Source organism: Streptomyces sp. NPDC051776, from assembly GCF_040681345.1.
Lineage (GTDB): Bacteria > Actinomycetota > Actinomycetes > Streptomycetales > Streptomycetaceae > Streptomyces.
The window spans coordinates 107,317-123,829 of the sequence record NZ_JBFAYQ010000019.1 but is presented as its reverse complement, the minus strand read 5'-3'; the positions used below and the strand labels follow the sequence as shown (position 1 = coordinate 123,829).

The 16,513-nt window shown below is 71.8% G+C and carries 15 protein-coding genes and 1 pseudogene; 12 read left to right on the top strand and 4 right to left on the bottom strand.

The window, feature by feature from the left end:
• The first annotated feature begins 364 nt into the window (after window positions 1-364).
• The 6 genes from AB0M26_RS17260 (at window position 365) to AB0M26_RS17235 (ending at window position 5,677) form a co-directional block, all read left to right on the top strand.
• Window positions 365-649, top strand: a complete 285-nt coding sequence (locus tag AB0M26_RS17260) for a hypothetical protein (protein WP_365261320.1) — start codon at window positions 365-367, stop codon at window positions 647-649.
• An 89-nt stretch (window positions 650-738) separates the two neighbouring features.
• Entirely contained in the window at window positions 739-1,767 is a 1,029-nt protein-coding gene (gene argC, locus AB0M26_RS17255) for an N-acetyl-gamma-glutamyl-phosphate reductase (RefSeq protein ID WP_365261317.1), read from the top strand.
• A 43-nt stretch (window positions 1,768-1,810) separates the two neighbouring features.
• On the top strand, window positions 1,811-2,962 hold the full coding sequence (argJ, locus tag AB0M26_RS17250) for a bifunctional glutamate N-acetyltransferase/amino-acid acetyltransferase ArgJ (protein WP_365261314.1): 1,152 nt from the start codon (window positions 1,811-1,813) through the stop codon (window positions 2,960-2,962).
• On the top strand, window positions 2,959-3,891 hold the full coding sequence (argB, locus tag AB0M26_RS17245; protein ID WP_365261311.1) for an acetylglutamate kinase: 933 nt from the start codon (window positions 2,959-2,961) through the stop codon (window positions 3,889-3,891). Before argJ ends, argB begins: the two co-directional genes overlap by 4 nt.
• The gene (locus tag AB0M26_RS17240; protein WP_365261308.1) at window positions 3,888-5,120 is read left to right on the top strand and encodes an acetylornithine transaminase; all 1,233 of its coding nucleotides are present in this window, start codon (window positions 3,888-3,890) and stop codon (window positions 5,118-5,120) included. Before argB ends, AB0M26_RS17240 begins: the two co-directional genes overlap by 4 nt.
• A 5-nt stretch (window positions 5,121-5,125) precedes the next feature.
• Complete coding sequence (locus tag AB0M26_RS17235) at window positions 5,126-5,677, top strand: arginine repressor (protein WP_365261352.1); 552 nt, start codon at window positions 5,126-5,128, stop codon at window positions 5,675-5,677.
• A 296-nt stretch (window positions 5,678-5,973) separates the two neighbouring features.
• Here the strand turns inward: AB0M26_RS17235 and AB0M26_RS17230 are convergent, their stop codons facing one another.
• From AB0M26_RS17230 to AB0M26_RS17215, 4 genes are all read right to left on the bottom strand, one after another.
• Complete coding sequence (locus AB0M26_RS17230) at window positions 5,974-6,714, bottom strand: FAD:protein FMN transferase (RefSeq protein ID WP_365261350.1); 741 nt, start codon at window positions 6,712-6,714, stop codon at window positions 5,974-5,976.
• Window positions 6,715-6,757: 43 nt separating this feature from the next.
• On the bottom strand, window positions 6,758-7,351 hold the full coding sequence (locus tag AB0M26_RS17225) for an FMN-binding protein (protein WP_365261305.1): 594 nt from the start codon (window positions 7,349-7,351) through the stop codon (window positions 6,758-6,760).
• Window positions 7,352-7,355: 4 nt separating this feature from the next.
• Window positions 7,356-8,741, bottom strand: a complete 1,386-nt coding sequence (locus AB0M26_RS17220) for a ferredoxin reductase family protein (protein ID WP_365261303.1) — start codon at window positions 8,739-8,741, stop codon at window positions 7,356-7,358.
• Window positions 8,742-9,065: 324 nt separating this feature from the next.
• Window positions 9,066-9,647 carry a pyridoxamine 5'-phosphate oxidase family protein gene (locus tag AB0M26_RS17215; protein ID WP_365261300.1) on the bottom strand — a complete coding sequence of 194 codons (582 nt, stop codon included), beginning with the start codon at window positions 9,645-9,647 and terminating at the stop codon, window positions 9,066-9,068.
• Between the two features lie 147 nt (window positions 9,648-9,794).
• Here AB0M26_RS17215 and AB0M26_RS17210 point away from each other — a divergent pair, with 147 nt between their 5' ends.
• The 6 genes and pseudogenes from AB0M26_RS17210 to AB0M26_RS17185 all read left to right on the top strand — a co-directional run.
• Complete coding sequence (locus AB0M26_RS17210) at window positions 9,795-10,988, top strand: argininosuccinate synthase (protein WP_365261296.1); 1,194 nt, start codon at window positions 9,795-9,797, stop codon at window positions 10,986-10,988.
• 94 nt (window positions 10,989-11,082) lie between these two features.
• The gene (gene argH / locus AB0M26_RS17205) at window positions 11,083-12,513 is read left to right on the top strand and encodes an argininosuccinate lyase (RefSeq protein WP_365261294.1); all 1,431 of its coding nucleotides are present in this window, start codon (window positions 11,083-11,085) and stop codon (window positions 12,511-12,513) included.
• 84 nt (window positions 12,514-12,597) lie between these two features.
• Window positions 12,598-13,572 carry an aldo/keto reductase gene (locus tag AB0M26_RS17200; RefSeq protein WP_365261291.1) on the top strand — a complete coding sequence of 325 codons (975 nt, stop codon included), beginning with the start codon at window positions 12,598-12,600 and terminating at the stop codon, window positions 13,570-13,572.
• 92 nt (window positions 13,573-13,664) lie between these two features.
• Window positions 13,665-13,835 carry a hypothetical protein gene (locus AB0M26_RS17195; protein ID WP_365261289.1) on the top strand — a complete coding sequence of 57 codons (171 nt, stop codon included), beginning with the start codon at window positions 13,665-13,667 and terminating at the stop codon, window positions 13,833-13,835.
• Between the two features lie 57 nt (window positions 13,836-13,892).
• Entirely contained in the window at window positions 13,893-14,447 is a 555-nt protein-coding gene (locus AB0M26_RS17190; RefSeq protein WP_365261286.1) for a TetR/AcrR family transcriptional regulator, read from the top strand.
• A 20-nt stretch (window positions 14,448-14,467) separates the two neighbouring features.
• A pseudogene (locus AB0M26_RS17185) lies at window positions 14,468-16,009 on the top strand (MFS transporter); the annotation flags it as partial.
• Window positions 16,010-16,513: the final 504 nt, after the last annotated feature.

The following is a 16,513-nucleotide window of genomic DNA, read 5'->3' as shown; positions in this document are numbered from 1 at the left end:
CCCACCCCGCCCCCCCCCCCCCCCCCGGGGGGCGGGGGGGCGCGCCCCCCCCCCCCCCGGCCGCCGGGGCGCCTGCAACCCGGGCCGATGGCCCGGGCGTGACGCACAGTCGCAGCGCGCTGCGCCCCGCGCGCGATCCCGTATCCGGTCCCCTGCGGCAGCGGGCGGTCCGGGACCGTGCGGGCCCGGACCGGGCCGACGGCTTCCCTCGCGTACTCCGCCACCCCGGGCTCCGGAAGCCGCTGTTCGGATCACGGATGAGGGCCCTTCCGGTGATTGCCGCACCTCTCGCGCACACCGAGGGTGCCGCGGTGGGTACGCCGTCCCCCGCAGAGAAACCCCCGCATTCGTGAGGAGAACAGTCATGTACGCAGTGGTTCGGCGGTACGAAGGGGTGACCGATCCGGCCGAGGCAGGACGCCGCGTCGCCGAGGAGTTCGTGCCGCTTCTCCGTAAGGTCCCGGGTCTCGTCGCCTACTACTGGGTCGATGCCGGGGACGGAGTGATGGTCTCCACGAGTGTGTTCCAGGACCGGTCGGGCGCGGACGAGTCGACCGCCAGGGCGGCGGACTTCGTACGGGACCGCCTCTCCTCCCTGCTCCCCAACCCTCCCCAGGTCACGGCCGGCGAAGCCGTGGCGCACACATAGCGGCCTGTGGCCGGGTCCCCACGGGCCCGCTGTCTCATTGCATAAAGCTGCTACATTCCGTATAGTCATGCCATCGAGAGGGAGGTTCGATGGCGGTACGAGTGGCAGTCGCAGGAGCGAGCGGATACGCGGGCGGGGAACTGCTCCGCCTGCTCGCCGGGCACCCGGCCGCCGACGTCGGGGCCGTCACGGCGAACAGCAACGCCGGGCAGCGGCTGGGCACCCTCCAGCCGCACCTCCTGCCACTGGCCGACCGCGTCCTCGAGCCGACCACCACCGAGGTCCTCGCCGCGCATGACGTGGTCTTCCTCGCGCTCCCGCACGGTCGGTCCGCCGCTGTCGCAGCGGAGCTCGGGGAGGATGCCCTGGTCGTCGACTGTGGCGCGGATTTCCGCCTCCGGGACCCCGAGGCATGGGAGACGTTCTACGACTCCCCGCACGCCGGAACCTGGCCGTACGGTCTGCCCGAGCTGCCCGGCGCACGTGCCGCGCTCCGCGGCACCCGGCGCATCGCCGTCCCCGGCTGCTATCCGACCGCCGTCTCCCTCGCGCTGTTCCCGGCCTACGACGCCGGGCTCGCCGAGCCGGAAGCCGTGATCGTCGCCGCGTCCGGCACCTCCGGCGCGGGCAAGTCGCCCAAGCCGCATCTGCTGGGCAGCGAGGTCATGGGCTCCATGAGCCCCTACGGCGTCGGCGGCGGCCACCGCCATACCCCCGAGATCGTCCAGAACCTCAGCGCGGTGGCCGGTGAGCCCGTGACCGTCTCCTTCACGCCGACGCTCGCGCCGATGCCCCGCGGCATCCTCGCGACCTGCAACGTCAAGGCGAAGCCCGGGGTGACGGCCGCCGCGGTGCGCGAGGCGTACGACAAAGCGCTCGCCGCCGAGACCTTCATCCAGCTCCTCCCCGAGGGCCAGTGGCCGTCCACCGCGGCCGTGTACGGATCGAACGCCGCCCTCATCCAGGTCGCGTACGACAAGGCCGCCGGACGCATCGTGGCCATCAGCGCGATCGACAACCTCACGAAGGGCACCGCCGGCGGCGCGGTGCAGAGCATGAACATCGCCCTCGGGCTCCCCGAGGACACCGGTCTTCCCACGACCGGGGTCGCCCCGTGAACCGGAGCGGCACCGTGAGCGGGGCAACGACGAAGGAGGCGCAGTGAGCGTCACGGCAGCCAAGGGATTCACGGCGGCGGGCATCGCCGCCGGGATCAAGGAGAACGGCCGGCCCGACCTGGCGCTCGTCGTCAACACCGGGCCGCGTCGTGCCGCCGCGGGCGTGTTCACTTCCAACCGCGTCAAGGCCGCGCCCGTCCTGTGGTCCGAGCAGGTCCTCAGGGGCGGTCGGATCTGTGCCGTCGTCCTCAACTCCGGTGGCGCCAACGCCTGTACGGGGCCGCTGGGCTTCCAGGACACCCACGCCACCGCCGAGAAGGTCGCCGACTCCCTGGGCGAGAGCGCGGCCGAGGTCGCCGTCGCCTCCACCGGCCTGATCGGCGTCCGGCTGCCGATGGACAAGGTGCTGTCCGGCATCGACACGGCGGTCGCCGAACTCTCCGCGCACGGCGGCGAGAAGGCGGCCATCGCCATCAAGACCACCGACTCGGTGCACAAGACGGCCGTCGTCGAGGGCGACGGCTGGACGATCGGGGGCATGGCCAAGGGCGCGGGCATGCTCGCCCCGGGCCTGGCGACCATGCTCGTCGTCTTCACCACGGACGCCGACCTCGAAGCCGCCGAACTGGACGCGGCGCTGCGGGCCGCGACCCGTGTCACCTTCGACCGGGCCGACTCCGACGGCTGCATGTCCACCAACGACGCCGTCTACCTCCTCGCTTCCGGCGCATCCGGCATCACCCCCCGCCGCGAGGAGTTCGCCGCTGCGCTCACCGAGGTCTGCGACACCCTGGCCCGCCGGCTCATCGGCGACGCCGAAGGCGCCTCCAAGGACATCCGCGTCGAGGTGATCAACGCCGCGAGTGAGGACGACGCCGTCGAGGTCGGACGCTCCATCGCGCGCAGCAACCTCCTCAAGTGCGCCGTCCACGGCGAGGACCCCAACTGGGGGCGGGTGCTCTCCGCGATCGGTACCACCTCCGCCGTCTTCGAGCCCGACCAGCTCAACGTCGCCATCAACGACGTCTGGGTCTGCAAGAACGGCTCGGCCGGCGAGGACCGCTCACGAGTCGACATGCGCTTCCGCGAGGTCCGCATCACCGCCGACCTGGCCGCGGGCGCCGAGTCCGCGGTCATCTGGACCAACGACCTCACAGCCGACTACGTCCACGAGAACAGCGCCTACTCCTCATGAGCTCCCCCAACATCCGGCCCGGTGTGCCCACACGCAAGCACACCGCCCTGCCCAAGGCGCAGACCCTCATCGAGGCGCTGCCCTGGCTCACCCGCCACCACGGCAAGATCGTCGTCATCAAGTTCGGCGGCAACGCCATGGTCGACGACGAACTGAAGTGCGCGTTCGCGCAGGACGTGGTCTTCCTCCGGCACGCCGGCCTCAAGCCGGTCGTCGTCCACGGCGGCGGCCCGCAGATCAGCGCCCACCTCGACAAACTGGGCCTGGTCTCGGAGTTCAAGGCGGGGCTGCGCGTCACCACGCCCGAGGCGATGGACGTGGTGCGGATGGTGCTCGCCGGTCAGGTGCAGCGCGAACTGGTCGGGCTCCTCAACCAGCACGGCCCCCTCGCCATCGGCATGACCGGCGAGGACGCGCACACCATGACCGCCACCAAGCGCTTCGCCGAGATCAACGGGGAGTCCGTGGACATCGGACGAGTCGGCGACATCACCGATATCGACGCCGGAGCCATACAGGCGCTGCTGGACGACGGCCGCATCCCGGTCGTCTCCTCGATCGCCCGCAGCCAGGACGACGGTCACGTCTACAACATCAACGCCGATACCGCCGCCGCCGCGCTCGCCGCCGCCCTGGGCGCCGAGACGCTGATGGTCCTCACCGACGTCGAGGGCCTCTACGAGGACTGGCCCAACAGCGACGAGGTCATCAGCAAGCTGACCGCGAGTCAACTGGAGCAGCTGCTGCCGGAGCTGGCCAGCGGCATGGTCCCCAAGATGGAGGGCTGCCTCCACGCCGTACGCCACGGGGTGCGCACCGCACGCGTCATCGACGGCCGGGTGCAGCACTCGATCCTGCTGGAGATTTTCACCGACGAGGGTGTCGGCACGATGGTCGTCGCCGACGACCGGGAAACGGGGGAGGCATGACGCTCAGTCGGAATTCGGGAAGCGGCACGCAGGATTCGGGCAACCAGGAACTGACCCGGCGCTGGCGGGGCGCCCTGATGGACAACTACGGCACACCCCGGCTGCCGCTGGTCGGCGGCCGGGGCGCCACCGTACGGGACGCCGAGGGCAGGACGTACACCGACTTCGTCGGCGGGATCGCCGTCAACTCCCTCGGCCACGCCCACCCCGCCGTCGTACGGGCCGTCTCCGAGCAGATCGCCACCCTCGGGCACGTCTCCAACCTCTTCGTGGCCGAGCCCCCGGTCGCCCTCGCAGAACGGCTCCTCCAGCTCCTCGGCCGCCCCGGGCGCGTCTACTTCTCCAACTCCGGCGCCGAGGCGATCGAAGCGGCCGTCAAGATCGGGCGGCGCACGGGACGTTCGCACATGGTCGCCACCGAGGGCGGTTTCCACGGCCGCACCATGGGTGCCCTCGCGCTCACCGGCCAGCCGGCCAAGCAGGAGCCGTTCCGGCCGCTCCCCGGCGACGTCACGCATGTGCCGTACGGGGACGCCGACGCGCTGCGCGCCGCCGTCACCACCGGTACCGCGCTCGTCGTCATCGAGCCGGTTCAGGGCGAGAACGGCGTCGTCGTACCGCCCAAGGGGTATCTGGCCGCCGCCCGGGAGATCACCCGCGCCACCGGCACGCTGCTCGTACTCGACGAGATCCAGACCGGCATCGGGCGCACGGGTCACTGGTTCGAGCACCAGGCCCAGGGCGTCGAGCCGGACGTGGTCACCCTCGCCAAGGGCCTCGGCGGCGGACTGCCGATCGGCGCGACGGTCGCCTTCGGCGAGGCCGCAGGCCTTCTGACACCGGGTCAGCACGGTTCGACCTTCGGTGGGAACCCGGTCGCCTGCGCCGCCGCCCTCGCCGTCCTCGACACCATTCAGGCCGACGGGATCCTCGACCACGTCAAGCGCATCGGCGAGCGGCTGCGCTCCGGGATCGACGCTCTCGCCCACCCGTTGGTCGGCCAGGTCCGCGGTGCGGGCCTGCTGCTCGGTATGGTGCTCACCGAGCCCGTTGCGCCTGATGTGCAGCGGGCGGCGCAGGAAGCCGGTCTCCTGGTGAACGCGGTCGCGCCCGACGTCGTGCGGCTCGCCCCGCCGCTGATCATCGGCGACGGCGAGGTGGATGCGTTCCTCGGGGCGCTCCCGGCGATCCTGGACGCGGCACACGGGGAGCGACGATCCGGAGAATGACGACGATGAGCCAGGCGCAGGACAGCGAGCGCGGCGGAACCGACCACGGCGGACCCGCGGTACCCCAGACCCGTACCGCCCGCCACCGGCGGATTGTCGACATCCTCGGGCGGCAGCCGGTGCGGTCCCAGAGCCAGCTCGCCAAGCTGCTCGCCGACGACGGCCTGTCCGTCACGCAGGCGACGCTCTCCCGCGACCTGGACGAGCTGGGTGCGGTGAAGATCCGCAACACCGGCGGTGAGCTCATCTACGCGGTGCCGAGCGAGGGCGGCGACCGCACACCGCGGGCTCCGCTGGGGGAGTCGGCGAGCGAGGGCCGTATGGCGCGCCTGGCGGGCGAACTGCTCATCTCCGCGGAGGCGTCGGCGAACCTGGTGGTGTTGCGCACCCCGCCCGGCGCTGCCCAGTTCCTCGCCTCGGCCATCGACCAGGCGGAGGTCCACGAGATCATCGGCACGATTGCCGGTGACGACACCCTGCTCTTGATCAGCCGCGCCCCCACGGGCGGCCAGGCGCTCGCGGACCACCTGCTGAGGTTGGCCCAGAAGGCGCGCTGAGCGCCGCCTACCCGACGGACCGCGCCAGTCGCCGGACCGGGCCATACGCCGGACGGGGCCGTCCGAGGGGCCGTGCCTTTCGAGGGGCCATGCCTTTCGAGGGGCCGTGCCGTCGGAGGGGCCCTGCCCACCGACCGACCGGGCTCCCGATGGACCGGGCCGTCGCAGGCGGGCCGTGCCGTTCGCCGGGACGGGTCATTCGCCGGACCGGTCACGGCGCCACCTTCTTGGCCTGGCTCGGGGGACCTCGGTCGTGCTCCGGGCGGCTCCCGGACCGCGGGCCCGCGCGACGGGCCTCAGTTCACGGGCGCGAACGCGCGGAACCCCGCCGTGCACCACGTCCTGCCCGTCGTCTCGACGGCGAACGCCTCCACGTCCGGCAGGGCCTCCAGCCAGTCGCGGCACGAGGCGCCGCGGGCGAAGGCGGCGGTCGCCCACGCGTCCGCCGCCGTCAAGCCGCGGGTGAGGACCGTCACCGAGGCCAGCGAGTCCGCGGGCGGCGCTCCCGTGTGCGGGTCCAGGATGTGGCAGCCGCGCTCGGCCGTACCGGACGTCGCGACCCCCAGGTCGTCCTCCGCCTCGACGATCGCCACGAGTTCGCCCGGGCGCAGCGGGTCGCTGATGCCGATCCGCCAGGGTCTGCCCGGCTCCTTCTCGCCGCTGAGCTGGATGTCACCGCCGCCATTGATGCAGGTGTCGACCAGTCCGCGGGCCGCGAGCAGGCGGGAGGCGCGTTCCACCGCCCAGCCCTTGACCAGCCCCGTGGGGTCGAGCACGCCCGCGTGGCGCGTGCTGAACCAGCCCTCGCTGCGCGCCTCGGCGGCCTCGCACAACGCCAGAACCTCGGGGATCAGCGGATCGCAGTCGGCCGCTGCCAGCTCGCCGCGGGCCAGCCTGCTCATCTCGCTCTCCGGCTTGTAGAGCGAGAACAGCGCGTCCACCCGGTGCAGCCACTGCGCGGCGGCGTCCACCGACGCCTCCGCCTCCGCCGCCGCGGCGGCCTCGCCGCGCACGTCGAAGGAGAACACCGTGCCCATGGCGTGCTCGACCCGGCGAAGCCGCGGGTGTTCCGCCACCGGATCAGACACCGGCCTTGTCCAGCGCGCTCTGCAGCGAGCGGGTGTAGCCCTCGCTGGTGTACGTGGCACCGGACACCGCGTCGATGTCGCCGCTCTGCGCCGTCACCGCCTCCTGGTTGAGCTGGGGGACCGCGTTGGAGGTGATCTTCTTCGACATCGGCGTCGAGGAGGGGGCCTGCGCCGCGGCGGCCTCGGTGATGCGGCCGTCGGAGACCGTGAGCCGGACCTGCACCGGGCCGTAGTCGGTCTGCACGGCGTCGCCGACGACCGTACGGGCCCCGCCGCCCCCGGAATTCCGCTCGTCTCCCGACTCCCGTCCTTCCGACTGCTGCCCGCCCGGGTCGGCCGGTTGCTGCCCGTCCTGCTGCGGCGGATTCCCCGGCTGCTGACCCTGCTCCTGCTGCCCGGCACCGCCCTGCTGCTGCGGCCGGCCCTCACCTGCGGGAGGCGCCGATGCCGGCGGTGTGGCGGGCAGCCCGCTCGCCTGCGTCGAACTGCTCGGCAGCCCAGGGGCCTTGAGCGCCAGCAGCATCACCACGCCGGAGACGGTTGCGGCCGTGCTGAGCAGGATGTGGCGCATCGGGTGCTTCTTCATGAACTCACCATTCGAAGGACTCGTGGTGGATACGGTTCGCCGGGACCCCTGCCTCGCGCAGGGCCTCGTAGGACTCCTCGGCGAGTCCCGGCGGGCCGCACAGATACGCGTCGTGGCGGTCGATGTCGGGGAGGACCTTGCGCAGGTTCTCGGCGGAGATCTCGGGGCGGGCGCCGTCCGGGCCGTTCACCGCGTACAGCAGCCGGGCTCCGCGAGCGTCGGCGATCTCCCTCAACTCGCCCCACAGCGCAAGGTCTTCGTGCCGCCTGGCCCGGTAGAGCAGCGTCAGGTCACCTGGCCGGGCCGGGATCGTTTCGAAGAGCGCGCGCAGTGGGGTGATGCCCGCGCCGCCGGCGATGAGCAGCACCTTGGTACCGCGGCCACGCTGCCGGCGGGCGGCGGTGAGCGCGCCGTAGGGGCCCTCCGCCCAGACACGCGTGCCGGGTACGAGTCCGGCGAGCGCGGCGCTGTGGTCGCCCGCGGCCTTGACGGTGATGCGCATTCGGTTCTCGTGGGGCGCGGCCGAGAGGGAGTAGGGATTGGCCGTCCAGCGCAGCCCTTTGGCGAGGAAGCGCCAGCGGAAGAACTGCCCGGCCTGTGCGCCCAGCCGGTCCAGCCGCCGTCCGCTCATCACGACCGAGACGACGCCGGGCGCCTCCTCGATCGTGGCTTCGACCCGCAGCCGGTGGCGGAGGTTGAGGCGGACGGGGGTGAGGACCCGGTACCAGATCACCAGGGTCGTCGCGCCGCCGTAGATCGCGTACCAGGCGGCACGGGCGCCGGGATCGGCCACGAACTCGGCACCCGTACTGAGCTGGTGCCAGAACGCGAGGAAGACCGCCGCGTACGTCATCAGGTGCAGGTAGTACCAGGTCTCGTAGCGCATCCGGCGACGTACGAGACCGGCCGAGACGAAGCCGACGATCAGCAGCAGGCTCGTGCCGATGGCGGCCTCGATCATGTCGGGGTATTCGAGGACCACGGAGACGGTCTGGTCGACGAAGGTCGTGCCGGACTGCAGCGCGTAGCCGCCGACGATCGATGCGATGTGGGCGAGGATGAGGAAGATCGTGTATCGGCCCGCCATGGCGTGCCAACGGGCCATGACGTCCGAGCCCACCCGTCGTTCAAGGGCGGGCAGGCGGGACATCAGCGCCACGACGATCGCCGTGGAGTAGCCCGCGAGCAGGCCGGTGATGCGCCCGGCACCGGTGAGCCAGTCGGCCGTGGTGTTCACCGCGGTGGTGTTGATCCACCACGGGTAGAGCACTGCGACCGCCCCGGCCCAGATGAGGGCGAGCAGGGGGCGCGCGGGTGAGCGGCGCGGCCGCATCCGTCGTTCGGCCTGGCGCCTGGCGGCCCGGCCTTCATACGGAATGGTCGTCGTCAACGCTCTCGCCTCCCAGTGGCGCCATCCCTGAGCTGTGCTGACCAGTGATACGGAGCGGGAGGGGCGGTCGCTCAACGGCCGCGAGGATTCACGCGAGAGATTCCTGCCGAGTGCCGTCGACTTCGCGCCGCGATCGGTGCGTGTTCGCCCTCAGCCGCCGGGAGTTCGCGTCCGGTCGCTGTGCATATGTGTCCGGCCGCCGTGCATACGTGCCCGGCCCGCATGCGCATCGCGCCGGCTGGATGTCCCGGCTGTACGTGCCCGCCGTGCGCCCGCTGTGAGTGCCGCTGGGTGCGTTCGCGTGCCGGCGGACGCGCTCGCGTCTCAGCCGCTACGCGGCGGGAGCGGCAGAGGCAGCGCGGGCAGCCCGTCGAGGCTGACGCCGACGTGCTCCTTCTTCTCGCAGTAGGCCGCGAACTCCTCGTCCGTTTTCCGCCCGAAGTGCTCGGCGTGCTGCGTGCGTTCCTCGCGGTAGTCCATGTGCGGGACGGCGAAGCCGCAGCTGTCGCCGATGCGCTCGGCCCTGACCACGATGATCGCCCGGGCGGACGGGCCGTCGGCATCGCCGAAGAGGGGTATCACGTCGCCCCAGCGCGGGTCGTCACGGAAGATGGGCTCGCCGCGGCCGTGTACGCGCAGCACCTTCGGGGGCCCGGTGAAGGCGCACCACATCACAGTGATGCGGCCGTTCTCACGGAGGTGGGCGATGGTCTCCGCGCCGCTGCCGCCGAAGTCCAGGTAGGCCAGGGTCAGCGGGTCGAGAACGACGAGCGAGCCCGCGCGGCCCTTCGGGGAGAGATTGACATGCCCGTCCCCAGTGAGCGGCGCGGTGGCTGTGAAGAACACCGGCTGCTCCTCGATGAAGGTGCGGATCCTGCCCTCGATGCGCTCGTAGACCTTCCCCATGGACGGGATTATGCCGCCCCGTGCGGCCGGGGGAGCGGCCGGGGCGCCTCTGACCTGCGGTTCCGCGAAGCCGTCCCAGCGCGTTGACGAATCATGCAGAGCAATGCATACTTATTCCATCAGTAGATGCACCGTAAGGAGAGACCCGTGACCGAGCGCGTCGTACTCGCCTACTCAGGCGGTCTGGACACCTCCGTCGCCATCGGCTGGATCGCCGAGGAGACGAGCGCCGAGGTCATCGCTGTCGCTGTCGATGTCGGCCAGGGCGGCGAGGACCTCGACGTCATCCGCAAGCGGGCGCTCGCCTGCGGTGCGGTCGAGGCCGAGGTCGCGGACGCCAAGGACGAGTTCGCCGTCGAGTACTGCCTGCCGGCCCTCAAGGCGAACGCCCTGTACATGGACCGCTACCCGCTGGTCTCCGCGCTCTCCCGGCCGACCATCGTCAAGCACCTCGTCGCCGCCGCGCAGAAGCACACCGCCTCGATCGTGGCCCACGGCTGCACCGGCAAGGGCAATGACCAGGTCCGGTTCGAGGCCGGGATCTCCTCTCTGGCCCCCGACCTGAAGTGCATCGCCCCCGTCCGGGACTATGCGATGACCCGGGACAAGGCCATCGCCTTCTGCGAAGACAAGGGCCTGCCGATCGCCACGACCAAGAAGTCCCCGTACTCCATCGACCAGAACGTCTTCGGGCGGGCCGTGGAGACCGGCTTCCTCGAGGACATCTGGAACGCCCCCATCGAGGACGTCTACGAGTACACCCAGAACCCGGCCACCCCGCGAGAGGCGGACGAGGTGATCATCACCTTCGAGAAGGGTGTCCCGGTCGCCATCGACGGCAAGCCCGTCACCGTCCTCCAGGCCATCCAGCAGCTCAACGCGCGGGCCGGCGCCCAGGGCATCGGACGGATCGACATGGTCGAGGACCGGCTGGTCGGCATCAAGTCCCGTGAGGTCTACGAGGCCCCCGGCGCGATCGCCCTGATCACCGCCCACCAGGAGCTGGAGAACGTCACCGTCGAGCGTGAACTCGCCCGGTACAAGCGGCAGGTCGAGCAGCGGTGGAGCGAACTGGTCTACGACGGCCTCTGGTTCTCCCCGCTCAAGCGCGCCCTCGACGGCTTCATCAACGAGGCCAACGAGCACGTCTCCGGCGACATCCGCATGACGCTGCACGGCGGCCGGGCCGTCGTCACCGGCCGGAAGTCCGCGCAGTCGCTCTACGACTTCAACCTGGCCACCTACGACACCGGCGACACGTTCGACCAGTCGCTGTCGAAGGGCTTCATCGAGATCTTCGGCATGTCGTCGAAGATCGCGGCCAAGCGCGACCTTGCCTGAGAGTAACCTCCTTCACCCTGCCGCCTCCTCGCCTCCCGGTGGGGAGGCGGCCGCACATTCACCGCCTTACCAGGACCCTTTGAGGAGCAGAGCAGTGAGCAACGGCAACGGTGGCGATGTCCGTCTCTGGGGCGGCAGGTTCGCCGACGGGCCATCGGAGGCACTGGCGGTGCTCTCTGCGTCCGTCCACTTCGACTGGAGGCTCGCGCCGTACGACATCGCCGGCTCGCGCGCCCACGCCCGCGTGCTCCACAAGGCCGGACTGCTCACCGCCGACGAGCTGGAGCGGATGCTCACCGGTCTCGACCGGCTGGAGGCCGACGTCGCCGACGGCAGCTTCACCGGCACCATCGCCGATGAGGACGTGCACACCGCCCTGGAGCGGGGGCTGCTGGAGCGGCTCGGACCCGACCTCGGCGGCAAGCTGCGGGCCGGCCGTTCCCGCAACGACCAGATCGCAACGCTCTTCCGGATGTACCTGCGGGACCACGCCCGCATCATCGGCGGCCTGCTCGCCGAGCTCCAGGAGACGCTGACCCGCCTCGCCGAGGCGCACCCGAACGTCGCCATGCCCGGCCGGACGCACCTTCAGCACGCCCAGCCCGTTCTCTTCGCGCACCACGTGCTCGCGCACGCCCAGGCGCTGTCCCGGGACGCGGAGCGGCTGCGGCAGTGGGACGAGCGCACCGCGGTCTCCCCGTACGGGTCCGGCGCCCTCGCCGGCTCCTCCCTCGGCCTCGACCCGGAGGCCGTCGCCGCCGACCTCGGCTTCGAGCACGGCTCCTCGGGCAACTCCATCGACGGCACGGCCTCCCGCGACTTCGTCGCCGAGTTCGCCTTCATCACCGCGATGATCGGCGTCGACCTGTCCCGGATCGCCGAGGAGGTCATCATCTGGAACACGAAGGAGTTCTCCTTCGTCACGCTCCACGACGCGTTCTCCACGGGCTCATCGATCATGCCGCAGAAGAAGAACCCGGACATCGCCGAGCTGGCCCGCGGCAAGTCCGGCCGTCTGATCGGCAATCTGACGGGCCTGCTGGCGACGCTGAAGGCGCTCCCGCTCGCGTACAACCGTGACCTGCAGGAGGACAAGGAGCCGGTGTTCGACTCCTGTGACACCCTGGAGGTACTGCTGCCCGCCTTCACCGGCATGATGGCGACCCTCACCGTCAACCGCGAGCGGATGGAGGAGCTGGCCCCGGCCGGCTTCTCGCTCGCCACCGACATCGCCGAGTGGCTGGTCAGGCAGGGCGTGCCCTTCCGCGTCGCGCACGAGGTCGCCGGGGCGTGCGTCAAGGAGTGCGAGGCGCACGGCATCGAGCTGCACGAGCTGACGGACGAGCAGTTCGCCGCGATCTCCTCGCACCTCACGCCGGAGGTGCGTACGGTGCTCGACGTTTCGGGCGCGCTCGCCTCCCGCAGCGGCCGCGGCGGTACGGCGCCCTCGGCCGTGGCCGTGCAGCTCGCGGAGGTGAAGGCCGACGTGGCGCAGCAGAAGGCTTGGGCGGCGGCGAAGGGCTGACGGTCCGGGGGCTGACAGACTGGGGCGCGCGGGCCTGGATCTCCGCCGGGCCTGGGACCCCGACGCCTCGGGAGGCACCTCGCCATGGCCTTCGCCCGCCTCGCGGAAGCAGCCACTCCGGCCGCCCGCATCGGACTCGGCCTGGCGGCGGTCGGCCGCCCCGGCTACATCACCCTGGGCCGCGACCGGGACCTCCCGAACTCCCGCACCGTGGACGCGATGCGCGCGCGGGCGCATACCCTGCTGGACGCGGCCTACGCGGGCGGGGTGCGCTATGTGGACGCGGCACGCTCGTACGGGCGGTCCGAGGAGTTCCTGTCCGACTGGCTGCGGAGCCGCTCGGACGCCGGTGACGTCGTTGTGGGCAGCAAATGGGGTTACACCTACACGGCCGGCTGGCGCGTGGACGCCGAGGTCCACGAGGTGAAGGACCACAGCGTCGCGACCTACGACCGGCAGCGCGCCCAGACGGCCGAACTCCTCGGCGCGCGGCTGGACTTGTACCAGATCCACTCCGTGACCACCGACAGCCCCGCCCTCACCGACCCCGCCCTCCACGAGCGGCTGGCCCGCCTCTCGGACGAGGGCGTCACGGTCGGCCTGACGACCAGCGGGCCGGCGCAGGCGGACGCGATCCGCGCGGCGCTGGGGGTCGTGATCGGCGGCGAGCCGCTGTTCCGTACGGTCCAGGCGACGTACAACCTGATGGAGACATCCGCGGGGCCCGCGCTGGCGGAGGCCCACGAGGCGGGACGGACCGTGATCGTGAAGGAGGCCGTGGCGAACGGCCGTCTCGCGGCGCCGGAACAGGCACCGGCCGAAGTGACGGCCATTGCGGAGGAGTTCGGTGTCGGCTGCGACACGGTCGCCCTCGCGGCCGTACTCGCCCGGCCATGGGCGGGCGTGGTCCTCTCCGGCGCGGCCACCACCGGGCAGCTCGCCTCCAACCTGACCGCCGTGTCCGTCACCCTCGACGAGGGGCAACTCAGGCACCTCGACGGCCTCGCCGAGGACCCCGGCACGTACTGGCGGCAGCGGTCCGCGCTGCCCTGGCATTGAGCGACCGCGGCTGAACGCGCCGCGGTGTCGCGGGAGTCGGCCCCACCCGCCAAGCGTCGACGAAAAAGACGTCCGGGGCGAATGGAGTCGCCGTGTCCCGCGGCGGCGAGCACCCCGAGGTGTACGAGCAGCCGCCGCCCGGCACCGGGCCCCGGCACGCGAGTACGTGGCATCCGTCAGCGGCCGCGGCATGCACCCTCGACCTCCTCGACCTCCTGGACTTCCCGAGGCCCGGCACACCCCGCGCCATCACGCTCTCGTGACGATACGCGCACGTATCGCGTGAGACATTGATGTCTCACATGGGGTACTCTCGTCTCATGACCGTCGATCGCGAACACGTACTGCGCGCCGCCGCCGCCCTGCTCAGCCGCAAGGCCACGGCGTCCATGGACGAGATCGCCAAGGCCGCCGGCATCAGCCGTGCCACCCTGCACCGGCACTTCGCCGGGCGGCCCGCGCTCGTCGAGGCGCTCGGCCGGCTCGGCATCGAGCTGGTGGAGGAGCGGCTCGCGGCGGCGCGGATCGACGAGGGGGACCCCGTCGAAGCGGTACGACGCATGGTCGCCGAGTCCATGCCGGTGGCCGGCTTCCTCGCCTTCCTCTACGGCGAGAACCAGCTCTACGAGTCCGGGGGAGCCATGGACGAGGGCTGGGAGCGGATCGACGAACAGGTCGCCGCGCTGTTCCGGCGCGGACAGGAACAGGGGCTCTTCCGTCTCGACCTCACCCCCGCCTGGCTGACCGAGGCGCTGTTCGCCCTCATCGCCGCCTCGGCCTGGTCCGTCCAGGAGGGCCGGCTCGCGTCGAAGGACGCCGGCTACATGGTCTCCGAGCTCGTGCTCGGCGGAATGATTCGGAGTGTGGAGAAGTGAGCAGCAAGACCGCAGAGCGCCTGACCAGCGTGAACGGTGCACCCTCGCCCGGGGAGGCCAAGGGCGCGCCGGGGCGGTGGCTCGCCCTGTCAGTCCTCGTGCTCGCCGTGCTGCTGGTGGCCGTCGACGCAACCGTCCTCGGCCTGGCCACGCCGTTCCTGAGCGAGGATCTGAAGCCGACGGGCAACCAGCTCCTGTGGATAGGCGACGTCTACTCGTTCGTCATCGCGGGCCTGCTGGTGTCCATGGGCAGCCTGGGCGACCGTATCGGCCGCAAGAAACTCCTGCTCGGCGGCGCCGTCGCCTTCGGCGGGCTCTCACTGCTGGCCGCGTACTCCGCCACACCCGAGATGATGATCGCGACCAGGGCCCTGCTCGGTGTCGCGGGCGCGACGCTGATGCCGTCCACCCTGGCCCTGATCCGCAACCTTTTCCCCGACCCGCGGGAGCGCAGCGTCGCGGTCGGCATCTGGGGTGCGATGGCCTCGGCGGGCGCGGCCGTCGGGCCGGTCGTGGGCGGCTTCCTGCTGGAGCACTTCTGGTGGGGCTCGGTGTTCCTCATCAACCTGCCCGTGATGGCGGTCCTTGTCCTCGTCGGAATGAAGCAGCTGCCCGAGTCGAAGAACCCCGCCCCTGGGCCCTGGGACCTGCCGAGCGTCGGTCTCTCCCTCGTCGGCATGATCGGCGTCGTCTACCTCGTCAAGGAACTGGCGTCGCACGGCCTGCGCTGGGACGCGATCGCGGCCGGTGTCCTCGGCGTCCTCGCCCTGGTGGTGTTCGCCCGGCGCCAACTCACGCTCCGCACACCGCTGCTGGACATGCGGCTCTTCAGGAACCGCGGGTTCTCCGGCGCGGTCCTGGCCGACCTGCTGACCATCCTCGGGCTGTCGGGCCTGGTCTTCTTCCTCTCGCAGTTCCTGCAGCTCGTCCAGGGGCGCGCGCCGCTGGAGGCCGGCCTGGCCGAACTGCCCGCGGCCGTAGGCGCGGTGGCGACGGGGCTCGGCGCCGGTGCCGCGGCCCGGCGCTGGTCCGTACGGGCGGTGGTCGCCGGCGGTCTCGCCGCCGTCGGACTCGCCCTCGCGGCGCTGACCGTGCTGCATGTGGAGACCGGCTACTGGCTGATGGGCGCGGTGCTGCTCGTCGTCGGCGTCGGCGCGGGCTTCTCCTTCACGGTCACCGCCGACGTAATCCTCTCCAGCGTGCCGAAGGAGCAGGCGGGCTCCGCCTCGGCCGTGTCCGAGACGGCGTACGAGCTGGGCGCGGCGCTCGGTATCGCGCTCCTCGGCTCCGTGGTCACCGGGGTCTACCGGGGCTTCACCCCGCCCGCGGGCGTCCCCGCCGACGCGGCGTCAGCGGCGCACGAGTCGCTGGGCGGTGCGGTGGAGGCGGCGGCTAAGCTGCCGGACGGCGTCGCGTCCGGGCTTCTCTCCGCTGCGCAGGAGGCGTTCGTGGACGGTCTGCGGATCGCGTGCGGTGTGGGCGCGGCGGTCCTGCTGGCAACGGCCGTGGGGGCCTGGTTCCTGCTGCGTGGCCAGAAGCTCGAGGAGCGTGCGGAGGAGCCCGCGGTGGCCGAGGGCGGCGCCGAGTCCTCCGCGCGGATCGGCGAGCAGGGTGGCGACCCTGAGCACGGGCACGGTGCGCGCCAGGCCGGCGAACGGCACACACTCCGACACGACCGGCGCGCACCCCGGACCGCGGAGCACCAATCCGGTTGTACTCCCGAGCCGCCCGGGAGCGGAGGCCCGGCAGAGGCCCACGCGGACGACGACGTTCCCGGGGGCAGCCGCGTCGGGGAGGCGGCACGCCGCGGCTGACGCGAGGGTGGCGGCGCGGGCGGCGCGGCGGGCGGAAAGGCGTACGGCGACAGGCCGCACCGCTTGCCGCCCGTCGCTCGCCGCTTCGGGCCGCGGACGGCACACCCGGTGCGTATCCGTGGCCATGGCTTTCCGGATGCGTCCAACCGCACGCTCCACGGCGGTGCATTGGCCACGAGCTCGGAGACCACGAGGCGCCGGCGCGCGTTCCCCCGCGCACGCGGCAGCACCCCCGACCGACGGCACGGGCGC